Origin of the sequence: Streptomyces marianii, from assembly GCF_005795905.1 — a bacterium.
Taxonomy (GTDB): Bacteria; Actinomycetota; Actinomycetes; order Streptomycetales; family Streptomycetaceae; genus Streptomyces; species Streptomyces marianii.
The window spans coordinates 6,233,608-6,257,179 of the sequence record NZ_VAWE01000001.1 but is presented as its reverse complement, the minus strand read 5'-3'; the positions used below and the strand labels follow the sequence as shown (position 1 = coordinate 6,257,179).

The window sequence follows — 23,572 nt, the reverse complement described above, 5'->3', positions numbered from 1 at the left end:
TCCGACAACGAGGCGTGGAGGCACCTGCCGTGCCCGAAGGCCACGGGGGAGTGCGTGCCAGGCGTCGCGGGCCAGGAGGGACTCTCGGCAGCACGTCCCAGTGCGGCGGGCGCACGGTCTGCCCCGTCGCGACCGGCCGGCAGCGGCTCGCCGTCGCCCGCGGCGGCAGGCAGGCACACGGTCCGCCGCGGGATGCCGTACGCCGGCCGCGTGCGGGTCAGGAGGTCGGCGTCGTCCGCTCCTTGCCGCGGCGGATGTAGTAGATCGCCATGTTCGACGACACACCGGCCAGTAGCACCCACACGATCCCCAGCCAGCTGCCCTCGACGAACGAGACGACCGCCGCGGCGACGGCGAGAACGCAGATGATGAGGGCGAAGAGGGCGAGGCGGGGCATGGGGGTCGGCTCCTGTCCGGTCACGGGTGTTCCGGACCAGTGTCCCCCATGCCCCCACGGCGCCGGCGACGCGGCACCACGTCCGGGCCGGTACCGCTTCTCAGACGTCGGTCACGCGCAGACCCGCGTGCGCCTTGTAGCGCCGGTTCACGGAGATCAGGTTGGCGACCAGCGACTCGACCTGGTGGGCGTTGCGCAGCCGGCCGGAGAAGACCCCGCGCATACCGGGGATACGGCCCGCGAGGGCCTGCACCAGGTCCGTGTCGGCGCGGTCCTCGCCCAGCACCATCACGTCCGTGTCGATCTCCTCGATCGACTCGTCCTGGAGCAGCACCGCGGAGAGGTGGTGGAACGCGGCGGTCACCCGGGACTCCGGCAGCAGGGCCGCGGCCTGCTCGGCGGCGCTGCCCTCGGCCGGCTTGAGCGCGTAAGCGCCCTTCTTGTCGAAGCCGAGCGGGTTCACGCAGTCGACGACCAGCTTCCCGGCGAGCTCGGAGCGCAGCGCCTCCAGGGTCTTGGCGTGCCCGTCCCACGGCACGGCCACGATCACCACATCGCTCCGCCGGGCGCACTCGGCGTTCTCCGCGCCCTCGATGCCGAGGCCCAGCTCCCGGGCCGCGGTCCCGGCACGCTCGGCTACCCGGGAACCGATGATCACCTTCTGCCCCGCGCGGGCGAGCCGGTAGGCGAGGCCGCGGCCCTGGTCCCCCGTGCCGCCGAGGACGCCGACGACGAGACCCGAGACGTCGGGGAGGTCCCACGGGTCCCTGGCGGCGGGCTTCGGTGCGCTGGCGTTGTCTTGTGAAGTCATGATCCGACCTTACTCGCAGGTAGCAGGGCGGCCCGTCCCGTACGGATGGACCGCAGCGGAACCGGGGGCGGCGGGCACGCCGGTGGGGCAGGATGCCCGCCCATGGATGCCGTACGCGTCGCGCTCTTGAGGGAAGTCCTCGCCGGGACCGAGTGGCCCGCGGCGGCCCGCAGGTTCGCGGGCACCCTGCGCTCCTCGGTCGTCCCCCAGGGCGGCGGACTGCTGCTGGTGGGAACGGCCGAGTACGAGCCGTGGCACCTCGCCGCGCATCTCGTGGACGAGGCGGCCTGGTCGGGGCAGCCCGAGCTGGCGCCCACCCTCGTACGCCACCGGGTGCGGCCGGGGGACCCGGCGCACCTCGCCGTCGGCCTGGGCCGGGTGGCGGCGGCCGGGCGCGGGGAGACACTGCTGGTGGTGGCGCCGCAACGGCCGGACGAAGGGCTGCTGGAGCGTGTCCACGACGCCCGGCGCTCCGGGGCGACGGTGCTCTCGCTGGACGCCGGCGACCCGGAGGTCGCCGGGCTGGCGCACGAGGCGCTGACGGTCCCGGGAACGGCGGAGGTCGACCTGGACACGGTGCAGCACCTCATGAGCGCGGCGGCCGGCGAGAACGTCCTGCCGTCGCCGGGCCCGCGCGGCCGCAGGCCCTTGCGCGACCGCCTCGCCCGGCTGGCCGACCACCTCACGGCGCCCCCGCCGGCTCGGTGGTGAAATTCGGTTGCCGCGCCCGCGCCGCCCCGCCGAACATGGCCGGTCGTGGCTTCACGACTCGGCGGCACGCTTCTCCCCGACCTCTCCCCCTGGCGCTCCTCACGGGACTTCCGTCTGCTGTGGGTGCAGGGGCTCATCACGTTCCTCAGCAGCTTCATGGCGATGGTGGCGCTGCCGCTGCAGATCAAGGACCTGACGGGCTCGCCGCTCGCGGTCGGGATCATGGGCGCCGTGGAACTCGTGCCGCTGGTGGTGTTCGGGCTGTACGGGGGCGCGCTCGCCGATGCGGTGGACCGGCGCGGGGTACTGGTCCTCACCGAGGGCGGCATGGCCGTGATGGCCACGATCCTGCTGGTCAACGCGTTGCTGCCGACGCCCGCACTGTGGCCGCTCTATGTCGTCGCGGCGGGTGTCTCCGCTCTCGCCGGTCTGCAGCGCCCCGCACTGGACTCCCTGATGGCCCGGATCGTGCCGCACGACCAGCAGACCGCCGCGGCCGCGCTCAACGCGCTGCGCTGGCAGCTCGGCGCCATCGCCGGGCCGGCGCTGGCCGGGCTGGTCGTGGCGTACGCGGGACACGCGACGGCGTACACCACGACGGCCGCCGGGTTCCTGGTCTCCGTGGCGCTGTGCAGCCGGCTCTCCCCCGCCCCGCCCGCGCACGACGCGGAGAGGCCGTCCCTGCGGGGCATCGCGGAGGGCGCCCGGTACGCGTGGAGCCGGCCGGTACTGCTGGGCACCTACGCGGTGGACCTGGCCGCGATGTTCTTCGCCTTCCCCAACACGATCTTCCCGTTCCTCGCCGACGAGCTCGACGCGGAATGGTCGCTGGGGCTGATGTACGCGGCGGGGTCGGTCGGCTCACTGCTGCTCAGCCTGACCAGCGGCTGGACCTCCCGGGTGCGCCGGCACGGCCTGTTCGTGGTGTTCGGCGCCGCCGGATGGGGGCTCGCGATCGCCGCGGCCGGCTGGTTCGCGAACATCTGGCTGGTGCTGCTCTGCCTCGCCTTCGCGGGCGCCGGCGACATGCTCAGCGGACTGGGCCGCTCCACCATCTGGAACCAGACGATCCCGGAGTCATTGCGCGGCCGCCTCGCGGGCATCGAGGTGCTCTCCTACAGCGTGGGGCCGCAGCTGGGCCAGGTGCGCGCGGGTGCGGTGGCGGGGTGGACCGGCACCCGGGCGGCGTTCTGGAGCGGCGGGCTGCTCTGCGTGGCCTCGGTGGGCCTGCTGACGGCGGCGCTGCCGAAGCTCGTCACGTATGACGCGGCGACGGACGAGGACGCCCTGCGCCGCCGTGCCCAGAAGGAGGGGACGGCGGCGGGAACGGCTGCCTGACGGGAGGGAGAGCCGCGTCGCGGTGCGGAGCCGCCCAAGGACTGTCCCGGCAGCGGTCCGGTGGGACGGCGCCCTGCGGCAGGCGCCCCGGCCCGCACGGCGCGAGTGCGGCAGGCCCCATCCGCCAGCTGCGGCCGGTGCGGCGGACGATGCGGCACTCCCCACCGCCCGAGTGCGGCAGACGCCACAAGGTCCGGCAACCGCAACCCGAGTGCGGCAGGGACACCCGGCAGCCACCGCCCGGGGACGGCAGACGGCAGACGGTCCGGCACTCCCCACCGCCCAAGTGCGGCAGACACCACAAGGTCCGGCAACCGCAACCCGAGTGCGGCAGGGACACCCGGCAGCCACCGCCCGGGGACGGCAGACGGCAGACGGTCCGGCACTCCCCACCGCCCAAGTGCGGCAGACACCACAAGGTCCGGCAACCGCAACCCGAGTGCGGCAGGGACACCCGGCAGCCACCGCCCGGGGACGGCAGACGGCAGACGGTCCGGCACTCCCCACCGCCCAAGTGCGGCAGACGGCAGACGGTCCCGCAGCCGCAGCCGCAGCCGCAGCCGGCGCCGGAGCCGGTCGGACGGGTACGGCTCCTGCGGCGCACGGCCGGGCGCCGGTCCGCCCTCCAGGTCCGCCCCGCGCTCAGTCGGCGGTGTCGCCCCCACGCGGCGCGTCGTGCCACCGCGGGTCGTTCTCCCACTCCAGATTCCGCTCCCGCGCCAGCTCCATCGCGTGCGTGGCCTCCTCGCGCGTGGCGTACGGACCGAAGCGGTCCTTCGCCGGGCACTCGGGCCCCTCCTCGACCTTCTTGTGCTCCAGGCAGTAGTACCACTCGCCCGGCTTGCCCACCGTGCGCTTCTTGAACAGGGCCATCGTCGGCTCCTTCCTCTGACCCATGCTGCCCCGACGTCTTCCCCTTCGCCCGAGAACGACGCCGTTCCCGGCGCCCGGAGCGCCGGGAACCCCCGGTTAGACTCGCTGCATGTCTGGCCAGTCGCTGCTCGTACCAGGGAAGCTCTCTCCCACCCGTTCCGTACCCGGAAACATCCGGCGCCCCGAGTACGTCGGGAGGCCCGCGCCCAAGCCGTACACCGGGCCGGAGATCCAGGACACCGAGACGATCGAGAGGATGCGCGTCGCGGGCCGAATCGCCGCCCAGGCGATGGAGGAGGCCGCGAAGCTCATCGCCCCCGGGGTGACCACGGACGAACTCGACCGGGTCGCGCACGAGTTCATGTGCGACCACGGGGCGTACCCGTCGACGCTCGGCTACCGGGGCTTCCCCAAGTCGCTGTGCTCCTCGCTCAACGAGGTCATCTGCCACGGCATCCCCGACTCCACGGTGCTGCGGGACGGCGACATCGTGAACCTGGACGTCACCGCGTACATCGGCGGTGTGCACGGCGACAACAACGCCACCTATCTCTGCGGCGACGTGGACGAGCAGTCCGCGCTGCTGGTCGAGCGGACGCGGGAGTCACTCAACCGCGCGATCAAGGCGGTCCGGCCCGGCCGCCAGATCAACGTCATCGGGCGGGTCATCGAGTCGTACGCGAAGCGGTTCGGCTACGGCGTCGTACGCGACTTCACCGGCCACGGCATCAACTCCTCGTTCCACTCCGGCCTGATCATCCCGCACTACGACAGCCCGCACGCGACGACCGTGATGCAGCCCGGCATGACGTTCACCATCGAGCCGATGCTGACGCTCGGGACGCACGAGTACGACATGTGGGACGACGGCTGGACCGTGGTGACGAAGGACCGCAAGCGGACCGCGCAGTTCGAGCACACGCTGGTGGTGACGGAGACCGGAGCCGACATCCTGACGTTGCCCTGACGCGAATCCTGGGTAGCGTTTTTACCGACAGGTCGTCGGGAACCAGTTGACTTAGGTAAGCCTAAGTAAGAGGATCCCACTGGTTCCCGTCCCCATCGGTCCCCGGAGGCCCGCCTTGGACACGCCGGACACGCCCTTCTCGACCCAGATCCGTGTCGCGTCGCACGAACAGCACACCGAGGCGGAGACGTCGACCTTCATGAGCGATCTGCTCGACGGCCGGCTGGCGGTCGAGGCGTACGCCCGCTACACGGAACAACTGTGGTTCGTGTACCGGGCGCTGGAGGACTCGGCCGGGGCCCTCGATGCCGACCCGGTCGCGGGGCCGTTCATCCGGCCGGAGCTGTTCCGCGCGGCCGAGCTGCAGCGGGACCTGGCGCATCTGCGCGGGCCGGACTGGCGTGCCGGTCTGCGCCCGCTGCCCGCCACGGCCGCGTACGCGGCCCGGGTCGAGGAGTGCGCCCGGACGTGGCCGGCGGGCTATGTGGCCCACCACTACACCCGGTACCTCGGGGACCTCTCCGGCGGCCAGGTCATCCGCGACAAGGCCGAGCGCACCTGGGGCTTCGACCGCAAGGGTGACGGGGTCCGCTTCTACGTCTTCGAGCAGATCTCCAACCCGGCCGCGTTCAAGCGGGGTTACCGGGAACTGCTGGACGCGGTGAACGCGGACGACCTCGAGAAGCAGCGCATCATCGACGAGTGCAGGCGCGCCTTCGACTTCAACGGCGCGGTGTTCCGCGAGCTGGGCCGGGAGTTCCCGCTCAGCGCGGCGTGACGCGGCGGCGGGACAGCGCGTTTCCCGTGCCCGTGCTCTTCCCGCGCCTGCGGACGCCGCATGACCGCAGGCGTCGCGGGAGCGTCCCCGACCGTTCTCTTCCCACGCACCCGGACGCCGCGTGGCCGCAGGCGTCGCGAAGGCGTCCCGCGACCGCAGGCCAGCGCGTGACCGCCGTGACCGCGGGCGACGGAGCGGTGCGACCTCGGGCACGGCATCGCGCGCCCCGGGCGCCGGCCTTCCCGGGTCGGCGCCTCCGCCGCGACGCGTCAGGGGCCCGCGAGCCGTACGCGGCCGCCGAGTTCGATCAGTCCGCCGGGTGCGGGGGCCGTCAGGAGCTGGGAGCCGCGCCCCTGGGTGATGTTCAGTGCGCGGCCGAGCCGTTCGGTCAGCAGCAGCGCCGCCGCGCCGGTGGCCTCGTCCTCGTCGATGCCGTCGCCCCTGCCGGGGAAGGCGCGGGCCCGGATCCGGCCCGCGGCCTCGTCCTCCCACGCCCATGCGTACGTCCATTCGCCCGGCGGCGGCACCTCCAGTGCCTCGACCTCGGCCGCCGAGCCGTACCGGCGCAAGGTGCGCGGCGGGGCCCACTCGGCGGGGGCGGCGATCCAGGTGAACTCGCCGTCGGAGCGCACCCACACCTCCCCCGCCGGGGGGTTCACCGTCTCCAGGTCCAGCAGCCACGCCACCCCGACGAGAGGATGGCCGGCGAACGGCAGACGTGCCCCCGGGGTGTGGATGTCGACGACGCCGCGCTCGGGGTCGTCGACGAACACGGTCTCACTGAAGCCCAGTTCGGCGGCGAGCGCCCGGCGGGACGTCTCGTCGGGGTACGGCCGCCCGTCGCGCACGACTCCGAGGGCGTTGCCGTGGCGGCCGTCGCCGGAGCAGAAGACGCGCAGGACGTCGAGGCCGCGGGGTCGTTCGTGTGTCACCCGGGCATTGAAGCATCCCCGTACGACACGGACCGGCAGGTCGCGCCTACCGGCTCGGTGGCGGACGCGACCCTGCCGGTGCCGGGAGGGCGTCAGCCCCGGGCGGTGGCGCGGCGGCGGATCGCCGTCGAGGGCGGCCCGGCGAGGGTGTTCCGCGGCGAACTGCTCGGCGACGTCCGCCGGCGGCCGGTGGAGGTGCTGCCGCACCCGCGCACCGGCACCCCGCTCATCGCGGCGAAACGGGAACCTTGACCCGCACTTGACCCACTCGTGGGGCGGTCGTGGCGGTGCCGTGACCTCCCCGTTCCCGATGTGCGGGGATGAGATCCGAATCACTGGACGGACCGCTGCCGCTCAGGTAAGGCTCGGTTAAGTTAGGTCAGCCTCACCGGCTGACCGCCCGTCCGCACCCCGTCCCCGAACCCGTCCCCGTGGAGCCCGTATGCAACCCGCCCGCCTGTCCGTCGTCACCGCCGCGGCCGCGCTTTCCGCGCTCACCGCCGTCACGGGCTGCGCCGAGAAGAGCGATGCAGAGGACGGCAGCGGTGCCATCGCCGTGACCGCGAAGGACGACTCCTGCGAGGTGTCCGCGAAGGAGTTCCCGGCCGGTCACGTCCGGCTGGACATCGAGAACAAGGGCTCCAAGGTCACCGAGGTCTACATCCTCTTCCCCGACGACCGCATCGTCACCGAGCGCGAGAACATCGGCCCCGGCACCAAGGCGAGTCTGACCGCGGAGGTGAAGGCCGGCGACTACGAGATCGCCTGCAAGCCGGGGATGCGGGGCGAGGGCATCCGCCGCCCGGTCAAGGCGACCGGCGGCACCGCGGCGAAGCGCTCCCCGGAGATGGACGCGGCGGTCGCCGCGTACCGCACGTACGCGCAGCAGCAGGCCGACGAGACGCTCCCGAAGGCGAAGGTGTTCACCGACGCCGTCCGCGCCGGCGACATCGAGGCGGCGAAGAAGGCGTACGCGGACTCCCGGATCGGCTGGGAGCGCACGGAGCCGGTCGCCGAGTCGTTCGGCGACATCGACCCGAAGGTCGACCTCCGCGAGGACGGTGTGGCCGACCTGGAGCCGGGCGAGAAGTGGACCGGCTGGCACCGCCTGGAGAAGGCGCTGTGGCAGGACGGGAAGCTGGGCGCCGAGGAGAAGGCGCTCGCCGACACCCTCGACAAGGACCTCGCGGTCTGGGTGAAGAAGGTCGGTACCGCCGAGATCACCCCGACGTCGATGGCCAACGGCGCCAAGGAACTCCTGGACGAGGTGGCCACGGGCAAGGTCACCGGCGAGGAGGAGCGCTACTCCCACACCGACCTGGTCGACTTCAAGGCCAACGTCGAGGGCGCGCAGAAGTCGTACGAGCTGCTGAAGCCGGTCGCGTCGAAGAACGACGCGGAGCTCGTCGCCGAGCTCGACAAGCAGTTCGCCGCGCTGAACACGCTGCTCGACAAGTACCGTGCGGACAAGAGCACCTACGTCTTCACCTCGTACGACAAGGTCTCCGGGGCCCAGCGCAAGGAGCTGTCCGACGGGGTCAACGCGCTGGCCGAGCCGCTGTCGAAGCTGGCCGCGGCCGTGGTCGAGTAGGGGGACGGCAGACATGTCCGAGGAGACCACACCCCCGGCCGGGACGGCGCAGCCCGGCACGGACGAGCGCGGGGACACCGGCACGGGGACCGGCAGGAACGAACGGACCGCCGAGCCCACGCACACCGGCGCGCGGGAGCGGACGGACGAGCCCACGCACACCGGCACGCCGGAGCCGACCGACAAGCCCACCCACACCAGCACACCGGAGCCGACCGACAAGCCCACCCACACCAGCACACCGGAGCCGACCGACAAGCCCACCCACACCGGCACACCGGAGCCGACCGACAAGCCCACCCACACCGGCACGGGCGTCGCCCGGGCGACGGCCGCGCCCTCGCGGCGTGCGCTGCTCGGCTGGGGAGGTGCCGGGCTCGCGCTCGGCGCCGCCGTGGCCGGGGGCGCCGTGGCCGCCGCGACGGCCGGCGAGGACCGGACCGCGCCGGCGGCCGCGAGCGGCGCCGCGGTGCCTTTCCACGGCGCGCACCAGGCCGGCATCGCCACCGCGGTGCAGGACCGGCTGCACTTCGCGTCCTTCGACGTGAAGACCCGGGACCGGGCCGAACTGGTCCGGTTGCTGCAGGACTGGACCCGGGCCGCCGAGCAAATGACCGCCGGCGACACGGTCGGCGAGGGCGCGTACGGCGGTCTCGCCGAGGCCCCGCCGGACGACACCGGCGAGGCGCTCGGACTGAAGCCTTCCCGGCTCACCCTCACCGTCGGCTTCGGCCCGTCGCTCTTCGACGCCCGCTTCGGGCTGGGGGACCGCCGCCCCGCGGCCCTCGTCGAGCTGCCGAAGTTCGCCGGGGACAACCTCGATCCCGCGCGCAGCGGGGGCGACCTGTGCGTCCAGGCCTGCGCCGACGACCCGCAGGTGGCGGTGCACGCCATCCGCCAGCTCGCCCGGATCGGCTTCGGCAAGGTCGCCGTCCGCTGGTCGCAGCTCGGCTTCGGCAAGACGTCCTCGACGACGCCCGAGGCGCAGACGCCGCGCAATCTGATGGGCTTCAAGGACGGCACCCGCAACATCGCCGGCACCGACACCGCCGCCCTCGGCAAGCACGTCTGGGTCTCGCGGAAGGACGGCCCGGCCTGGCTCGTCGGCGGCTCCTACCTCGTGGCACGCCGGATCCGGATGAACATCGAGACCTGGGACCGGACGTCGCTGAAGGAGCAGGAGGACATCTTCGGCCGCGACAAGGGCGAGGGCGCCCCGGTCGGCAGGGCGAGGGAACGGGACGAGCCGTTCCTGCCCGCGATGCTGCCCACGGCGCACGTACGCCTCGCGCACCCCGACTCCAACGGCGGGGCGAGGATGCTGCGCCGCGGCTTCTCCTTCACCGACGGCACGGACGGGCTCGGCCGGCTCGACGCGGGCCTGTTCTTCCTCGCCTACCAGCGGGACGTCGCCCACGGCTTCGTCCCGGTACAGCGGAGTCTGGCCTCCGACGACCTCAACGAGTACATCCAGCACGTGGGTTCGGCGCTGTACGCGATCCCGCCGGGAGTCCGGGACAAGGACGACTGGTGGGGCCGGGCGCTGTTCTCGTGAGCGGAAGGGACCTCCCGTGTTCGGCAACTATCTGATCGGGCTGCGCGAGGGTCTGGAGGCCGGGCTGGTCGTCTGCATCCTCGTCGCCTATCTGGTCAAGACGGACCGCAGGGACGCGCTGAAGCCGGTGTGGGCCGGCGTCGGCGTCGCCTGCGGGGTGTCCCTCGCCTTCGGCGCGGCCCTCGAGTTCGGTTCCCAGGAGCTGACGTTCGAGGCCCAGGAACTGCTGGGCGGCACCCTGTCGATCGTCGCGGTCTGCCTGGTCACCTGGATGGTCTTCTGGATGCGGCGGACCGCACGGCATCTGAGGGCCGAACTGCACGGCAGGCTGGACGCCGCACTGCGGATGGGCACCGGTGCGCTGGTCGCCACGGCGTTCCTGGCGGTGGGCCGGGAGGGCCTGGAGACGGCCCTGTTCGTCTGGGCGTCCGTCCGGGCGGCCGCGGACACCGCCGGCTCGTCCGCGCCGCTCGCCGGGGTCCTGCTCGGGATCGCGACGGCCGTGCTGCTCAGCTGGCTGTTCTACCGGGGTGCCCTGCGGATCAACCTGGCGAGGTTCTTCACCTGGACCGGCGGGATGCTGGTGGTCGTGGCCGCCGGTGTGCTGGCGTACGGGGTGCACGATCTGCAGGAGGCCCGTTTCCTGGGCGGCCTCGCCGACAAGGCGTTCGACATCAGCGCCACCGTCCCGCCGGACAGCTGGTACGGCACCCTGCTGAAGGGCGTGTTCAACTTCCAGCCGAACCCGACCGTCCTCCAGGTCACGGTGTGGGCGCTGTATCTGGTCCCGGCACTCACGCTGTTCCTCGCCCCGGTAGGGTTCGGACGGTCAGTGCGGGGCGGCGAGGAACAGAAGGCAACCGATGAGCAGGCTGGGTCGGGCGGCGACGGGGCTCGCGACGGTGACGGTGCTGTCGCTGACGGCGAGCGGGTGCGTGACGGTGCACGGCGAGCTGGAGGTCGTACCGTCGGCGACGAACGCTGAGGCCGAGCAGGCCCTCCAGGACTTCACCGACGCCTACAACGCGGCCGACAAGGCCTACGACCCGGCCCTCGACGCGGGCCGGGTCACGGGCGCGCTGGGCGCCATCAACCAGGCGGGCCTGAAGGCCCGCAGCATCACCACGCCCGGCGGCAACCCACGTCACCGCCCGCTGGAGCTCAGCGACACGACCTACCACATCCCCAAGAAGGCGGGCTGGCCGCGCTTCTTCGTGGCGGACGCCGACAGCAACCGGGACACCGACTCGGGCGACCAGGACAGCCGCTGGCTGATCGTGTTCGTCAAGAACAGCAACAAGCAGCTGTGGGAGGCCGCGTATCTGGCGATCCTCTCGCCGGGCGATGTGCCGAAGTTCCGCACGGACCAGGAGGGCTGGGCGGAGCCGGTAGCCCCCGACTCCGACGCGACGGCCGTCGCCCCGCGCGATCTGAGCGAGGAGTACGCCTCGTACCTGCGGACCGGCAAGCCGCGGCACTTCGCCGACGGCGCGCACACGAGCGGATGGCGGCAGGTGCGCGAGCAGAACGGCCGGCGGGCGGGGCTCAGCACGCAGTACGTCGACCAGGCGCTGGACACCGGGGACTTCGCGCCCCTCGGGCTGGCCACGGAGGACGGCGGGGCACTGGTGTTCTTCGCGCTGCGCTACTTCGACCGGCAGACCGCCGCGCAGGGTTACCGGCCCAAGGTGAGCCCGGACGTGAAGGCGCTCATGAGCGGTGAGGTGAAGAGCACGCTCACCAAGGAGTGGGTCTCGAGCCAGGCGGTGACGGTGGCCCCGAAGGGTGCGGCCGGCCCGCCGATGCGGATCATCAGCCGGCTGCAGGGCGTGACGGCGGCGCGCGGCTCGTAGACCGCGCGGGCCTCTCCGGGGCGTGGCGGCGTTCAGGGGCATCAGGGGGCACGGGTGCCACGGGCACCATGGGCGGGCGTAAGGGGCGGGTGACTCGGGGGCACGGGCGCGCGAAGGCCGAGCGCCTGAACGACTCAGCGGCGCGGGGAGGCGCAACGCGACGGCCAGCAGCTCAACGGCTCAACGACGCGCAGAGACGCAACGCTCAACGACGCGCGGAGACGCAACACGACAGCCAGCGGCGCAACGCGACGGCCAGCGGCGCAACGCGACGGCCAGCGGCTCAACGCGACGGCCAGCGGCTCAACGCGACGGCCAGCGGCTCAACGCGACGGCCAGCGGCTCAACGGCTCGACGGCCAGGTCACCGTGTGGTGGTCCGGGTCGTGCCGGCCGGTCTTCTCGGCGTACCTGGTGCAGGCGTCCGCCAGTGCCTCCAGCAGGGTCAGCGGGTCCGGCAGCGGGTGCTCGGGGCCGCGCACCCAGGCGACACCGAGATCACCGGGGAGCCGCGAGGGCGGTACGAGGACGTAACTGCCGCGGCTGTGCCAGCGCAGGCCCGGATGCTCGTCCATCGTCCCGGGATGGCAGTCGAGTTCGCAGGGCCACCACTCGTCCTCGTCCTCGGGCGTACCGCGGGTCGCGGTGAAGAACAGCATCCGCCCTTCTCCGGACTCGGTGACCGGGCCGACGTCGGTGCCGTCCGCGAGCAGCCGCTCCAGCGCGGCCCGTCCGGCCTCCAGCGGTACGTCGAGGACGTCGTGGACCATGCCGGTGGCGGTGATGAAGTTCGCCTCGGGCTGGTCCTCCGCCCAGCGCTCGACGGAGGCGGGGTCGTGCGTGGACTGGGTCTGCCAGGCGAACGAGACGGGGTGCCGGGCCGGCGTCGGACAACCGATGCGCTCACAGGAGCAGCTGTATCCCGAGGGGTGCGCGGCGGGCGCGAGCGGGAGTCCCGCGGCTGCCGCCGCCAGAAGCTGGTCGAGACGGTCCCGGGCGCGGTCGGACGCGGCGCCGGCGGCGTCCTCCCGGGAGCGGCGGCGCAGCCACTGCGGCAGCCGGTTGTCCCAGGAAAGCCTGTTCTCCGTGCCGCGGTAGCGGCCGTTGCCGTCGCCCATCTATCCCCTCACATCTCCCTGCTCGCCCCGGCACGCGCGGGCACGGCCGCGCGTCGGCACTGCCGCCATCGTCCCACCATCGGACGCGCCGGGTGGCCGCACCCCCCGATCGAGTGGCCGAATCGCCGGTCGGGACGGGTGGCGGGGCCGGTCAGGGACGGGTGGCGGGGCCGGTCAGGGGCGGGGGGCGAGGCCGTGGAGGGCGTACTCGACGACCCTGTCGGCGTACTCGTGCGTGAGGGGCAGGGTACGCAGCAGCCAGCGGTGGGCCAGCGGTCCCACGAGCAGCTCCAGGGCGATGCGGGGGTCGACGCCGGGGCTCGCCTGCCCGACGTCCTGGGCCCCGCGCAGTCTGTGCACGTACAGCTCCAGTTGCGGTTCGAGGACCTTCTCCACGAACCGGGCGGCGAGGGCGGGGTCCACGACGCTCTCGGCGGCGAGGGCGCGTGCGGGGGCGTCGTAGACGGGCGAGTTGAGTTCGTCGACGGTGGCGCGCAGCACGAGCTTCAGGTCCTGCTCCAGGTCCCCGGTGTCGGGGAGTTCGTGCTCGCCCCGGGCGGCCTGCTCGGCGACGTCGAGGAAGGCTTCCAGGAGGACGGCGGCCTTGGAGGGCCACCAGCGGTAGATGGTCTGCTTGCCGACGCCCGCGCGGGCGGCGATACCCTCGATCGTCGTCCGGGTGTAGCCGACTTCGCCGACGAGCGCGAGGGCGGCGTCGTAGATGGCGCGGCGGGAGCGCTCGCTGCGGCGTGAGGAGTCGGGCTTCCTGCTCTGTGGCATGGGCCCAATCTAGCAATTTCCGCGACGAGACGTATCGTCTTGATTCATACCAGGCGTACGTCCGATGAACCACCCGATCGGATCACTGCGCGAAGGCGCCGGAGGCCGCACCATGGCCTCACGCACAACCGTGCACCCAGTCGTCCGTGAGGAGCCCGCATTGCCTCGTGACGCCAGATCCCGCCGCTACCTCATGTGCCCACCCACGCACTTCGAGGTGACGTACTCCATCAACCCCTGGATGGACCCCGGGAAGCCCGTCGACCTGTCGCTGGCGATGACCCAGTGGGAGGTCCTGCGCGACCGCTACCGCGCCCTCGGCCACACCGTCGAACTGCTGGAACCCCGCGCGGACCTGCCGGACATGGTCTTCGCCGCCAACGGCGCCACCGTGGTCGAAGGCCGGGTGCTCGGCGCGCGCTTCGCCTTCCCCGAGCGGGCCGCGGAGGCGGACGCCCATATCGAGTGGTTCCGAGCCCACGGCTTCACCGAGATCCACGAGCCGGCCCACATCAACGAGGGCGAGGGCGACTTCGCGGTGACCTCGACCTATGTGCTGGCGGGCCGGGGCTTCCGGTCGAGCCCGCTGTCGCACGACGAGGCGCAGGAGTTCTTCGGACGGCCGGTGATCGGGCTCGATCTGGTGGACCCGCGCTACTACCACCTGGACACCGCGCTGTCGGTCCTCGACGACGAGACGGACGAGATCATGTACTACCCCGGCGCCTTCTCCCCGGGCAGCCGCGCGGTTCTCGCCCGCCTCTTCCCCGACGCCCTCGTCGCCCGCGAGGCGGACGCGGCGGCCTTCGGCCTCAACGCGGTCAGTGACGGCCGCCACGTCCTGCTGCCGCAGGCGGCCCTGGGCCTCTTCGACCTTCTGCGGGCGCGGGGCTTCGAACCGATCGGGATGGACACGGGCGAACTGCTGAAGGGAGGCGGCAGCGTGAAGTGCTGCACTCAGGAGCTACGCGTCTGAGTGCCGAAGGCGGGGGCGGTCCGCCGCCCCCACCGACCCGCGTGTCTGCCGCCCACCGCCCGCAGGCGGGCCCGAACCGGCCGGCTCAGGCGTCCTCGGCGTCCGGCGGCGGCCAGGCGGCGCCCCAGGACGTGTCGCGCGCCGCACGGTAGAGGGAGCCGTGGCGTTTGGCGACCGTTTCGCGGTGGAGGGTGCCGTCGGCGGAGCACAGGTCCAGCAGGACCTGGCCCTTGCGGATCTGCGGTTTCCGCGTCACCCGGGAGGGTGCCGGGGTCGCCGGGTCACGGGTCACGGCGACGTAGGCGAACTTCTCGTCCTCGTAGGACAACGAGCCGCCCTTCACCCGCCGGTGGAGCGACGAGCGGCTCACCCGCGCCGCGAAATGGCACCAGTCCGTCCCCGGCACGATGGGGCACTCCCCGCTGTGCGGGCACGGCGCCGCCACCCGCAGCCCGGCGTCCACCAGCAGGTCACGCGCCGCGATGATCCGCTCGTAGCCGTCCGGTGTGCCGGGTTCCACGACGAGGACGGTCCGCCCCGCCGCCGCGGCCTGGCGCACGACCGCCGCCCGGGTCCGCTCGTCGAGCTCCTTCAGCACGTACGAGACCGTGACCAGGTCCGCCGGCTCCAGCCCCATCGACTCGCCGATCCGCGCCCGCCGCCACCGCGCGCCCCGCAGCGCCGGCGAGTCCGCCGACGCCGCCAGCTCGCGGCCGAGCTCCAGCGCGGGTTCCGCCCAGTCCAGGACCGTGGTCCGGTGCTCCCCCTCCGGCCAGGCGTCGGCGACCGCCCAGCTCGCCGCGCCCGTACCGCCGCCGATGTCGGTGTGGGTCGCGGGCGTCCACCCGGGCGCCGCCGCCCGGAACGCGTCGAGCGCGGACCGTACCGCCTCGAACGTCGCGGGCATCCGGTACGCGGCGTAGGCGGCCACGTCAGCGCGGTCGCGCAGCACCGGCGCGTCGGTCGGAGTGTCCCCCCGGTAGCTGGCGATCAGGCGCTCCACCGCCTGGGCGGCACGACCCTGCGGCAGTCCGTCGAGGAGACCGGCGAGGGCGTCGGGGAGGGTTGTGTTCACCGGCGAATTCTAGTGCCGCGGCCGGAAGGGTCGCCCCGCGAGGCCCACGGCGTCCGGCGCGGAGCCCCGCGAGGCCCACGGCGTCCGGCGCGGAGCCCCGCGAGGCCCACGGCGTCCGGCCCGGTGCCCCGCGAGGCAGAGAAACACGGCGTCCCGCGCGGAGCCCCGCGAGGCCCACGGTGTCCGGCCCGGTGCCCCGCGAGGCGGAGAACCACCCTCGTGCCCGGGCACGCCCCGGGCGACTCCGGCAACGACCGCGAGGCGCCGTGCGGGGCGTTGAGTGCCGGTGGGCCCTCCGTCGTCACCCCCGGCACGGCGCCGCTCCCCGGGGCCGGTGGGAACCGTCCCGGAACAAGCACACGGCCGAACTACTCTGCGTACACGCCCAGTTGCTAATCTGACGGCCGTTGTACCTGGCAACGCTCATCGGGGGGACCATGAGACAGAGGATCGTGCGCACGGCCCTGGTGACCGGCGTCGCCGTACTGGCCATGATCCTTCTGCTCGCCACCTGCGGCGGCGGAGGCGGGAAGGACGAGCACCGCGGCGGCGGGCCGAAGAGGCCGCAGAAGCGCGCCTCCGGCCCGGTCACCGAGCTCACCGTCCCCGCCGCGTACGACACCGCCAGGGGCTGGGAGATCCCCGACGCCTCGCCCGACCACGCACTCGCCACCCGGTCCGGGCTCATCGCCTATCTGGAACGGGTGCAGGACACCCGGTTCCGGCTGCGCACGCTGTACACCGGCACGGGGCGCCCCGGCTGGTCCGGCGAGCCCTTCTCCCCGCTCGCCGGCGCGGCGAACTTCCCTCGGCTGCTGTCCGTGGCCAAGGCCGACCGGCAGTTCTTCGTCGTCTGGTCGTACGGAAAGACGGGCCGCGGCTCCCTCACGCCCTCGGGCCCCTTCGTCTCCCTCGACGTCTACGACGCGGTGGACGGCTCGCGGCGCCGGGTGGAGGTGCCCTGGACCGGCGCGCCCACGGTCTCCGGGACCGGGCCCGGCATCCTCATCGGCGACGGCGGCGCGCGCAGCGCGGTCGTCGATCCCGACAGCGGCGAGGTGTCCGTGGTCGCGCCCGAGGACCTGCGCCCGCCGAAAGGCTGCACCACCTGCCGGCAGCTCACCGCGGTCCAGGGGGTGACGGTGAAGGGCCTGCTGGTGCGCGGGGCCCGGGAGTTCTGGGTACGCGACGGCTGGTTCAGCCGGAACGTCGCGCCGCGCGGCGCGGACCGGGTGAACGGGGTACCGGTGTCCCTGGCCTCCGGGCGGCTGCTCGTGCGCTGGCAGAAGGCCAAGGGCACCGAGGCGGCCACCACCCGCGACCTCTGGGCGGTGCACGACGCCGCGTCGGGCAAGCCGCTGGTCACGGCCGAGTGCCACAAGCCGGCGATCGAGCCGGGGACGTACCCGCAGGCCGTGATCTCCCCCCGGCTGCGCTACCTCGCCGCCGGGAACCTCGCCTTCGACCTGGAGAAGCGCACCGGCCGCTGCTTCGAGGAGCCGGACGGCACGCGTCCGCTGACGCTGACGACGGTCACAGACGCGGGAATCGCCTACGGGGCGACCGACGCCCGAGGCCCCGCCGAGGCGCTGGCGGGCGTCGGGGCGCCGCACGTCGTGGACCTCGCGAGCGGCGCGCCCGAGCCGCTGTCCCCCAGCGTCCGGCTGCCCGCGGCGGAGGCATCGGGCGTCGGCGTCTTCCGCTGGACGGACAACCGCGACCGGCTGCACCTGATCGGCTACGTACGCGCGGACCGCCCCGTCACAGCCCCCTGACCCCCGGAGGGGCGCCGAGGCAGGCGCGGCTGCCCCTGCCCCTGCCCCAGGCTCCCTCTGTCTGCGGGCCTGTGCCGGCTGGCCCGTGCCCGAGTCCCCGTGGCTACGCCCCTGCGTGAGAACCCATGTCCTTGAGCCGGCGCCCGCCCATCCGCTCCCGCGCATCCCGCAGGCCGTTCCCAACGAGCCCGTTCTCGCGAGCCCGTTCCCAACGAGCCCGTCGCTACGCGGACCTACCGACCTCGTCCGCCCCACGTTCCCCGTCCGCCTTGCCTTCCCCGTCCGCCCCATCCGCCTCGTCGGCCGCCGACCGTACCGCCGCGCCCTGGGGCCCCCGCGCCCGCCACGGCCGGCACAGACCCAGGAAGCAGCCCACCGCACCCAACGCGCACACCAGTTGGACGACGGCCATCGGCACCGCCGTCGCCTCGCCCGCGATCCCGACGAGCGGGGAGGCGATCGCCCCGACGAGGAAGGAGGACGCGCCGAGCAGCGCCGACGCCGATCCGGCCGCGTGCGGCGCGCGCATCAGGGCCTGGGCGTTGGTGTTCGGCAGAGTGACGCCCATCGCCGACATCAGGACGAAGAGCCCGGCGGCCACGGGAAGGAGTCCGGTCCCGCCGAAGACGCCGGCGGTGACCAGCAGCAGCGCGAGGGCCGACAGCGCGATCACGGCGAGCCCGAAGCCCAGGGCCTTGTCCGGACTGACCCGGCCCACCAGCAGCTTGCCGTTGATCTGGCCCACCGCGACCAGGCCGATCGAGTTGACGGCGAAGAGCAGCCCGAACGTCTGGGGCGAGGCGCCGTAAAGGTTCTGGACCACGAACGGAGAGGCCGAGATGTAGGCGAACAGCGCGGCGAAGGCGAGACCACCCGCCAGCGTGTAGCCGGTGAAGACCCGGTCGGCGACCAGCGCGCGCATGGTGCGCAGGGCATGGCCCACGCCGCCGCTGTGGCGGCGCTCCGGGGGCAGCGTCTCGTGCAGCCACTTCGCCACGACGAGGGTGAGCAGCACTCCGATCCCGGTGAGGACGTGGAAGACGCCCCGCCAGTCGGTGACGCGGAGTACCTGGGCGCCGACGAGCGGTGCCACGATCGGGGCGGCCCCGGAGACCAGCATCAGCGTCGAGAAGAAGCGGGCCATCTCCACGCCGTCGTAGAGGTCGCGCACGACGGCCCTCGCGATGACGATCCCGGCCGCCCCCGCCAGTCCCTGGAGCAGCCGGAAGGCGATCAGCATCTCGGCGCCGGTCGCGAGGGCACAGGCAGCGGTGGCCGCCACGTACACCGCCATGCCCGCGAGCAGCGGACGGCGGCGGCCCCATCTGTCGCTCATCGGGCCGACGACGAGTTGGCCGAGGGCCATCCCGGCGAGGCAGGCGGTGAGGGTGAGCTGGATGGTGGCGGCGGGCGCGCGGAGATCGCCGGTGACCTGCGGGAGCGCCGGGAGATACATGTCCATGGAGAGCGGCGGAAGCGCGGTGAGCCCACCGAGGACCAGGGTGACGAGCAGACCGGCCCGGCGCGCGGCCGCGACGGCGGCGGGTACCGCGGCCCGGGACGGGGTGGGGGCGGCCGTCTGAGCGGGAACCGGTGCCGGAGAAGAGGTCGCTACCGGCAACGGGCCGGACGCGGCGGGGGATATGTGCTCTGGGGTGGTCGGCCCGCTCTCCGGCATCAACAGCTCCTGTTCTGGTCGTCGCCCCATATGCTCTCAGCTCCTCCGGAGTGGTCGATGCCTGTGCGCGCACCGCCGGGAACGGCCACGGGGGACCGGCGGGCCAGCGGACCGGTCGGGTGCCGGGGCCGAGAGGTGGGCGCCGGTGACGCGGTGCGGCGGGGTGTGCGCCCGCCGGGATCGCGACGGCGTTCACGGGGTGGCCTTCCGCCGGGCGGCGCGGGCCTTCGCCGGGCGGTTCGGCGTCCCGGCGGCCTCGGCGGCTGGGCGTGGCCGCCCGCGGACGGCCACGCGGACGTGGTGTACGTCGCGACACCCCGCCCGGGGCACTGGGCAGCGGCAGGGCTGTGGCTGGAGGCGGACAGGGCCGCCTTTGCGCGAGAAGCCTTTCTTTCCACGCGGATCGTGCCCGCGCCCGAGTAGCCGGTCACACCGACACGGCGAACCGACGGACCGACGGACCGACGGACCGGCGAACCGGCGAACCGGCAGACCGGCGAACCGACGGGGCGACACGGCGAACCGACGGGGCGGCACGGCAGGGCGGCGGACCGGCGACACGGCGGGACGGCACGGCAGGGCGGCACGGCCGGTTTCCGATGGCGGCCGTGTGGACGTACTGCGACCCGTTCGTCCGGCGGCTGACGGAACCGGTGCGCGGCGGCGCGCCGGTGAAGGCCGCACGGTCCTGGCCGGGCCGGGCGTCGGAGACCCCGGGAAAGGCGGTCCCCTCCGGCGGGCCGGAACACGGGCCCGCGTCCCCTCAGGCGCGCGGACCCGGTCCTCCCGAGGTGGCCGCGGGGCGCCCGGGTCACACGGGCTCGAGGCCGGGGTCGCCGGCCTGGGTGACGAAGGACGCGGCCGTGGTGACCGGCGCGCCCGGGGTCGTCACCGCGGAGACCGTACGGAAGTCCGCACGGGCGTGCTCGGTGGTCAGTGTGACCGTCACATAGCCGCGGCGGCCGTTGTAGAACCTCATGTGCGGATTGGCCCGGGTGAGGTTGTCCCAGTTGGCGGGCTTCTCGGCGCCGTCCTTGCCGCTGCTGACGGACGTGGCGACGAACTCCGTGCCGACCGTTCGCGAGGACGGGTCGTCGAAGTCCTTCTTCAGGTCGAACGCGTAACCGACGTGGACATCGCCGGTGAGGACGACGAGGTTGTCGATGCCGGCGGCCTCGGCGCCGTCGAGGACCCGCTGCCGGGAGGCCGGGTAGCCGTCCCAGGAGTCCATCGAGAGCTTGAAGTCGGGCGTGGGGAGGTTGCGCCGCTGGGCGAAAGCAACCTGTTGCGGCACCACGTTCCAGACGGCGTCCGAGGCCCGCCAGCCGTCGAGCAGCCAGCGCTCCTGCTCCTCGCCCGTCATCGTGCGCGCCGGATCCTCGGACTCGGGCCCCGGGGTCTGCCAGCCGTCGCCGTACGCCTGGTCGGAGCGGTACTGGCGGGTGTCGAGCACGTCGAACTGGGCGAGGCGGCCGAACCGCAGCCGGCGGTAGAGCCGCATGTCCGGGCCGGCCGGCCGCTGCGGCCTGCGCAGCGGCTGGTTCTCCCAGTAGGAGCGGTACGCGGCGGCGCGGCGCAGCAGGAACTCCTCCGGCGGGACGTCGTTCTCGGGCGTCTCGCCCGCGTAGTTGTTCTCGGTCTCGTGGTCGTCCCAGGTGACGACGAAGGGATGGGCGGCGTGCGCGGCGGCGAGGTCCGGATCACTGCGGTAGAGCGCGTAGCGCAGCCGGTAGTCCTCCAGGGTGACGGTCTCGCGGTTGAAATGGGCGGGCAGGAGCCGGTCGGTGTGGTTGCGGGCGCCGCCGACGGCGTTGACGGCGTACTCGTAGAGGTAGTCGCCGAGGTGGAAGACCGCGTCCAGGTCCTCGTCGGCGAGGTGCCGGTACGCGGTGAAGTACCCGTCGTGGTACGCCTGGCAGGAGACGGCCGCGAGCCTCAGCTCGGAGATCCGGGAACCGGCACGGGGTGCGGTGCGGGTGCGTCCGACGGGACTGATCCAGCGGCCCGCGCGGAAGCGGTAGTGGTAGACGCGATCGGGGTCGAGTCCGGTGACGTCCACGTGGACGGCGTGGTCGAACTCGGGGTGGGCCGTGGCCTGTCCGCGTCCGGCGACGCGGGTGAACCGGGCGTCGTGGGCGATCTCCCAGCCGACCCGGATCCGGGCGGAGGGCAGTCCCCCGCCGGGCTCGTACGGGCGGGGCGCGAGCCGCGTCCACAGCAGTACGGAACCGGGCAGCGGGTCTCCGGACGCCACGCCGAGCGTGAACGGGTTCTCGGCGAGATTCGCGGCGTCCAGTTCGGCGGCGGCCGCGGTGCCGGCCGCGGGCAGGTTCACGGCGAAGGCGAGCGCGGCTGCGGCTCCGGTGGCGGTCAGAAAGCGGCGGCGGCCCATGTGCCGGGCAACGGCGCGGAGTTCGTCCGAGTGCCGGTGTGCGGATGTCATCTGGCCCTCCCCTTGCGGACGTTGTCACTCCGCATTTGAGCCGGGCCCGGCGTCCGCGGGTTGTCCGGTACACAACATCCGCGTGTCGGACGGATGAGAACCGCGGAGGCATCTCTGCCGTACGCTGCGGCGCCATGAACGCAGAACGGAGAAGTGCGGTGGTCACGGGCGCCGGCTCGGGCATCGGGCGCAGCGTCGCCCTGGCGTTCGCCGGCGCGGGCTGGTCGCTGGCGCTGGCAGGTCGGCGGGCGGACGCGCTGGAGGAGACGGCCTCACTGGCCGGCGGTGCGGACGTGCTCTGCGTCCCGACGGACATCACGTCCCCGGAGGCCGTCACGGCACTCTTCACGGCGGCGCGGGAGCGGTTCAGGCGAGTGGACCTGCTGTTCAACAACGCGGGCACGTTCGGCCCCGGCGGGGTGCACCTCGAGGACCTCCCCCACGAGGCGTGGCGCCATGTCGTGGACGTCAATCTGACGGGGTCGTTCCTGTGCGCCCAGGCCGCGTTCCGGGTGATGAAGGGCCAGGACCCGCAGGGCGGCCGCATCATCAACAACGGCTCCATCTCCGCACACGCGCCGCGTCCGCACTCGGTGGCGTACACGGCGACGAAGCACGCCGTCACCGGGCTCACCAAGTCCCTGTCCCTGGACGGCCGTCCCTACCGCATCGCCTGCGGCCAGATCGACATCGGCAACGCGGCCACGGAGATGACGGCCCGTATGGAGACCGGCGTCCTCCAGGCCGACGGCCGCACCGCCCCCGAACCGGTCATGGACGTGGACGACGTGGCCAGGACGGTGCTCCACATGGCGGAGCTGCCCCTGGAGGCGAACGTGCAGTTCGCGACGGTGATGTCCACGACGATGCCGTACATCGGCCGCGGCTGACGGGGCTCCGGCGCCGTCCGGCCGCCGCGCGAACCGCACGGCCGCGCCGCCCGGGCAAGGGCCAGCGCGCCAGCCCGAGCCGGAACGCCGGGCCACTCAGAGCCGGCCCGGGACGGCACGGCCGGGGCGGACGAGACGGACGGGACGGAAGGCGGCACGGCACGGGACGGACGGCACGAACAGGGTCGGCACCCGGTCAGCCCAACGAGCCACCCTGCGCCCAGCAACGGGCCACCGCCCCGCCGTCCCCGAGGTCACCCCAGCTCAGGGGGAGCCTTGCGGGCTTAGCGTTGTTTTCGGCGAGAACTACTGCGACCCCTACAGCGGAGCGGCACGAGTATGCCGGTGCTGCGCAAGTGGGAAACTGTCCCGACGTCCCGGGGGCGTTGCCGGTCTCAGCTGCCTCAGGCTTCGGGGGGCGGGCTCGCCGACTCGGCGGCGCGGCGGTATGCGGCGTTGAGGCGCTGGGCTTCCTCGAGCTGGTCTTCGAGGATGATGATGCGGCAGGCGGCCTCGATGGTGGTGCCCTGGTCTACGAGCTCGCGGGCGCGGGCGGCGATGCGCAGTTGGTAGCGGGAGTAGCGGCGGTGGCCGCCGGCGGAGCGGAGCGGGGTGATGAGGCGGGCTTCGCCGAGGGCACGGAGGAAGCCCTGGGTGGTGCCGAGCATTTCGGCGGCCCGGCCCATGGTGTAGGCAGGGTAGTCGTCGTCATCGAGACGGCCGAACGAGTCGTCTGCGGTCATTGCACCTCTCTGTGGAACACGCTGGAGGGGCCCTGGTGCCGTACGGCACCAGGGCCCCGAAGGAACTACACCATCTGCCGGCCCTGACACTGCGCCGACCTTCTGTTTCCGCAGACCCGACCGAGATGCTGTCGGGTGTGCGGGGATCGCGGTTGCTTGACCGGAGACCACCTCGCTAACGATGTCCTGCGGTACCCGGGCTCAGGCTTGCCGCCCGGGCGATCCTGATGGCGCTTGGTTCCTCCGTTCTTCTTCTGGGATTGATCAATCACTTGACTTCTACTGGTAC

21 protein-coding genes and 1 pseudogene are annotated in these 23,572 nt (G+C 73.2%); 12 read left to right on the top strand and 10 right to left on the bottom strand.

Annotated features, from left to right (window positions below; genetic code table 11):
- Positions 1–217: 217 nt before the first annotated feature.
- On the bottom strand, positions 218–397 hold the full coding sequence (locus FEF34_RS28475) for a hypothetical protein (RefSeq protein WP_138055706.1): 180 nt from the start codon (positions 395–397) through the stop codon (positions 218–220).
- Positions 398–497: 100 nt separating this feature from the next.
- A complete protein-coding gene (gene npdG / locus FEF34_RS28470; RefSeq protein ID WP_138055705.1) occupies positions 498–1,208 on the bottom strand; it encodes an NADPH-dependent F420 reductase in 711 nt (236 codons plus the stop codon).
- A 102-nt stretch (positions 1,209–1,310) separates the two neighbouring features.
- On the opposite strand from npdG, the gene FEF34_RS28465 reads away from it, so the two are divergent.
- The gene (locus FEF34_RS28465) at positions 1,311–1,919 is read left to right on the top strand and encodes a hypothetical protein (protein WP_138055704.1); all 609 of its coding nucleotides are present in this window, start codon (positions 1,311–1,313) and stop codon (positions 1,917–1,919) included.
- A 45-nt stretch (positions 1,920–1,964) separates the two neighbouring features.
- Positions 1,965–3,257: an MFS transporter gene (locus tag FEF34_RS28460; protein ID WP_138055703.1), complete on the top strand. Its 1,293-nt coding sequence runs from the start codon at positions 1,965–1,967 to the stop codon at positions 3,255–3,257.
- A 642-nt stretch (positions 3,258–3,899) separates the two neighbouring features.
- On the opposite strand, the gene FEF34_RS28455 is transcribed toward FEF34_RS28460, so the two are convergent.
- Positions 3,900–4,130, bottom strand: a complete 231-nt coding sequence (locus tag FEF34_RS28455) for a hypothetical protein (RefSeq protein ID WP_171053127.1) — start codon at positions 4,128–4,130, stop codon at positions 3,900–3,902.
- Positions 4,131–4,239: 109 nt separating this feature from the next.
- Between FEF34_RS28455 and map the strand changes: the two genes are divergently transcribed.
- On the top strand, positions 4,240–5,097 hold the full coding sequence (gene map, locus FEF34_RS28450) for a type I methionyl aminopeptidase (RefSeq protein WP_138055701.1): 858 nt from the start codon (positions 4,240–4,242) through the stop codon (positions 5,095–5,097).
- Positions 5,098–5,212: 115 nt separating this feature from the next.
- The gene (locus FEF34_RS28445; RefSeq protein WP_138055700.1) at positions 5,213–5,875 is read left to right on the top strand and encodes a biliverdin-producing heme oxygenase; all 663 of its coding nucleotides are present in this window, start codon (positions 5,213–5,215) and stop codon (positions 5,873–5,875) included.
- Positions 5,876–6,144: 269 nt separating this feature from the next.
- On the opposite strand, the gene FEF34_RS28440 is transcribed toward FEF34_RS28445, so the two are convergent.
- Positions 6,145–6,807 (bottom strand): PhzF family phenazine biosynthesis protein, encoded by a 663-nt coding sequence (locus FEF34_RS28440; RefSeq protein ID WP_138055699.1) that lies wholly within the window; start codon positions 6,805–6,807, stop codon positions 6,145–6,147.
- A gap of 117 nt (positions 6,808–6,924) precedes the next feature.
- On the opposite strand from FEF34_RS28440, the pseudogene FEF34_RS28435 reads away from it, so the two are divergent.
- The 5 genes and pseudogenes from FEF34_RS28435 to FEF34_RS28415 all read left to right on the top strand — a co-directional run.
- Positions 6,925–7,059 (top strand): annotated as a pseudogene (locus tag FEF34_RS28435) (hemin ABC transporter ATP-binding protein); the annotation flags it as partial.
- A 190-nt stretch (positions 7,060–7,249) separates the two neighbouring features.
- Positions 7,250–8,398, top strand: coding sequence for an iron uptake system protein EfeO (efeO, locus tag FEF34_RS28430; RefSeq protein ID WP_138055698.1), 1,149 nt, complete (start codon positions 7,250–7,252; stop codon positions 8,396–8,398).
- Positions 8,399–8,411: 13 nt separating this feature from the next.
- Positions 8,412–9,953, top strand: coding sequence for an iron uptake transporter deferrochelatase/peroxidase subunit (gene efeB / locus FEF34_RS28425; RefSeq protein ID WP_234042598.1), 1,542 nt, complete (start codon positions 8,412–8,414; stop codon positions 9,951–9,953).
- A gap of 16 nt (positions 9,954–9,969) precedes the next feature.
- Positions 9,970–10,938 (top strand): iron uptake transporter permease EfeU, encoded by a 969-nt coding sequence (gene efeU / locus FEF34_RS28420; protein ID WP_138055697.1) that lies wholly within the window; start codon positions 9,970–9,972, stop codon positions 10,936–10,938.
- Positions 10,826–11,806, top strand: a complete 981-nt coding sequence (locus tag FEF34_RS28415) for a hypothetical protein (RefSeq protein WP_234043252.1) — start codon at positions 10,826–10,828, stop codon at positions 11,804–11,806. Before efeU ends, FEF34_RS28415 begins: the two co-directional genes overlap by 113 nt.
- Before the next feature lie 343 nt (positions 11,807–12,149).
- Here FEF34_RS28415 and FEF34_RS28410 read toward each other — a convergent pair whose 3' ends face one another.
- Positions 12,150–12,923, bottom strand: a complete 774-nt coding sequence (locus FEF34_RS28410) for a bifunctional DNA primase/polymerase (RefSeq protein WP_138055695.1) — start codon at positions 12,921–12,923, stop codon at positions 12,150–12,152.
- Between the two features lie 174 nt (positions 12,924–13,097).
- On the bottom strand, positions 13,098–13,703 hold the full coding sequence (locus tag FEF34_RS28405) for a TetR/AcrR family transcriptional regulator (RefSeq protein WP_138055694.1): 606 nt from the start codon (positions 13,701–13,703) through the stop codon (positions 13,098–13,100).
- A 112-nt stretch (positions 13,704–13,815) separates the two neighbouring features.
- Here FEF34_RS28405 and ddaH point away from each other — a divergent pair, with 112 nt between their 5' ends.
- Positions 13,816–14,679 carry a dimethylargininase gene (ddaH, locus tag FEF34_RS28400; RefSeq protein ID WP_407698311.1) on the top strand — a complete coding sequence of 288 codons (864 nt, stop codon included), beginning with the start codon at positions 13,816–13,818 and terminating at the stop codon, positions 14,677–14,679.
- A gap of 85 nt (positions 14,680–14,764) precedes the next feature.
- Here ddaH and FEF34_RS28395 read toward each other — a convergent pair whose 3' ends face one another.
- Positions 14,765–15,754 (bottom strand): small ribosomal subunit Rsm22 family protein, encoded by a 990-nt coding sequence (locus FEF34_RS28395; RefSeq protein ID WP_138055693.1) that lies wholly within the window; start codon positions 15,752–15,754, stop codon positions 14,765–14,767.
- Between the two features lie 437 nt (positions 15,755–16,191).
- Between FEF34_RS28395 and FEF34_RS28390 the strand changes: the two genes are divergently transcribed.
- On the top strand, positions 16,192–17,529 hold the full coding sequence (locus FEF34_RS28390; protein ID WP_138055692.1) for a hypothetical protein: 1,338 nt from the start codon (positions 16,192–16,194) through the stop codon (positions 17,527–17,529).
- Positions 17,530–17,752: 223 nt separating this feature from the next.
- Here the strand turns inward: FEF34_RS28390 and FEF34_RS28385 are convergent, their stop codons facing one another.
- Positions 17,753–19,207 carry a multidrug effflux MFS transporter gene (locus tag FEF34_RS28385; protein WP_234043251.1) on the bottom strand — a complete coding sequence of 485 codons (1,455 nt, stop codon included), beginning with the start codon at positions 19,205–19,207 and terminating at the stop codon, positions 17,753–17,755.
- 811 nt (positions 19,208–20,018) lie between these two features.
- On the bottom strand, positions 20,019–21,650 hold the full coding sequence (locus FEF34_RS28380) for an alkaline phosphatase D family protein (RefSeq protein ID WP_138055691.1): 1,632 nt from the start codon (positions 21,648–21,650) through the stop codon (positions 20,019–20,021).
- Positions 21,651–21,784: 134 nt separating this feature from the next.
- Between FEF34_RS28380 and FEF34_RS28375 the strand changes: the two genes are divergently transcribed.
- Positions 21,785–22,540 (top strand): SDR family oxidoreductase, encoded by a 756-nt coding sequence (locus tag FEF34_RS28375; RefSeq protein ID WP_171053126.1) that lies wholly within the window; start codon positions 21,785–21,787, stop codon positions 22,538–22,540.
- A 404-nt stretch (positions 22,541–22,944) separates the two neighbouring features.
- Here the strand turns inward: FEF34_RS28375 and FEF34_RS28370 are convergent, their stop codons facing one another.
- The gene (locus FEF34_RS28370) at positions 22,945–23,283 is read right to left on the bottom strand and encodes a helix-turn-helix domain-containing protein (RefSeq protein ID WP_138055690.1); all 339 of its coding nucleotides are present in this window, start codon (positions 23,281–23,283) and stop codon (positions 22,945–22,947) included.
- Between the last annotated feature and the right edge of the window lie 289 nt (positions 23,284–23,572).

Excerpts from the sequence above, each read along its gene's own strand:
- FEF34_RS28390 (WP_138055692.1), top strand. The coding sequence starts at position 16,192 with ATGAGACAGAGGATCGTGCGCACGGCCCTGGTGACCGGCGTCGCCGTA.
- FEF34_RS28410 (WP_138055695.1), bottom strand. The coding sequence starts at position 12,923 with ATGGGCGACGGCAACGGCCGCTACCGCGGCACGGAGAACAGGCTTTCC.
- ddaH (WP_407698311.1), top strand. The coding sequence starts at position 13,816 with ATGGCCTCACGCACAACCGTGCACCCAGTCGTCCGTGAGGAGCCCGCA.
- FEF34_RS28375 (WP_171053126.1), top strand. The coding sequence starts at position 21,785 with ATGAACGCAGAACGGAGAAGTGCGGTGGTCACGGGCGCCGGCTCGGGC.
- FEF34_RS28380 (WP_138055691.1), bottom strand. The coding sequence starts at position 21,650 with ATGACATCCGCACACCGGCACTCGGACGAACTCCGCGCCGTTGCCCGG.
- FEF34_RS28405 (WP_138055694.1), bottom strand. The coding sequence starts at position 13,703 with ATGCCACAGAGCAGGAAGCCCGACTCCTCACGCCGCAGCGAGCGCTCC.
- FEF34_RS28465 (WP_138055704.1), top strand. The coding sequence starts at position 1,311 with ATGGATGCCGTACGCGTCGCGCTCTTGAGGGAAGTCCTCGCCGGGACC.
- FEF34_RS28385 (WP_234043251.1), bottom strand. The coding sequence starts at position 19,207 with ATGCCGGAGAGCGGGCCGACCACCCCAGAGCACATATCCCCCGCCGCG.
- efeB (WP_234042598.1), top strand. The coding sequence starts at position 8,412 with ATGTCCGAGGAGACCACACCCCCGGCCGGGACGGCGCAGCCCGGCACG.
- FEF34_RS28455 (WP_171053127.1), bottom strand. The coding sequence starts at position 4,130 with ATGGCCCTGTTCAAGAAGCGCACGGTGGGCAAGCCGGGCGAGTGGTAC.
- map (WP_138055701.1), top strand. The coding sequence starts at position 4,240 with ATGTCTGGCCAGTCGCTGCTCGTACCAGGGAAGCTCTCTCCCACCCGT.
- FEF34_RS28370 (WP_138055690.1), bottom strand. The coding sequence starts at position 23,283 with ATGACCGCAGACGACTCGTTCGGCCGTCTCGATGACGACGACTACCCT.
- npdG (WP_138055705.1), bottom strand. The coding sequence starts at position 1,208 with ATGACTTCACAAGACAACGCCAGCGCACCGAAGCCCGCCGCCAGGGAC.
- FEF34_RS28475 (WP_138055706.1), bottom strand. The coding sequence starts at position 397 with ATGCCCCGCCTCGCCCTCTTCGCCCTCATCATCTGCGTTCTCGCCGTC.
- efeO (WP_138055698.1), top strand. The coding sequence starts at position 7,250 with ATGCAACCCGCCCGCCTGTCCGTCGTCACCGCCGCGGCCGCGCTTTCC.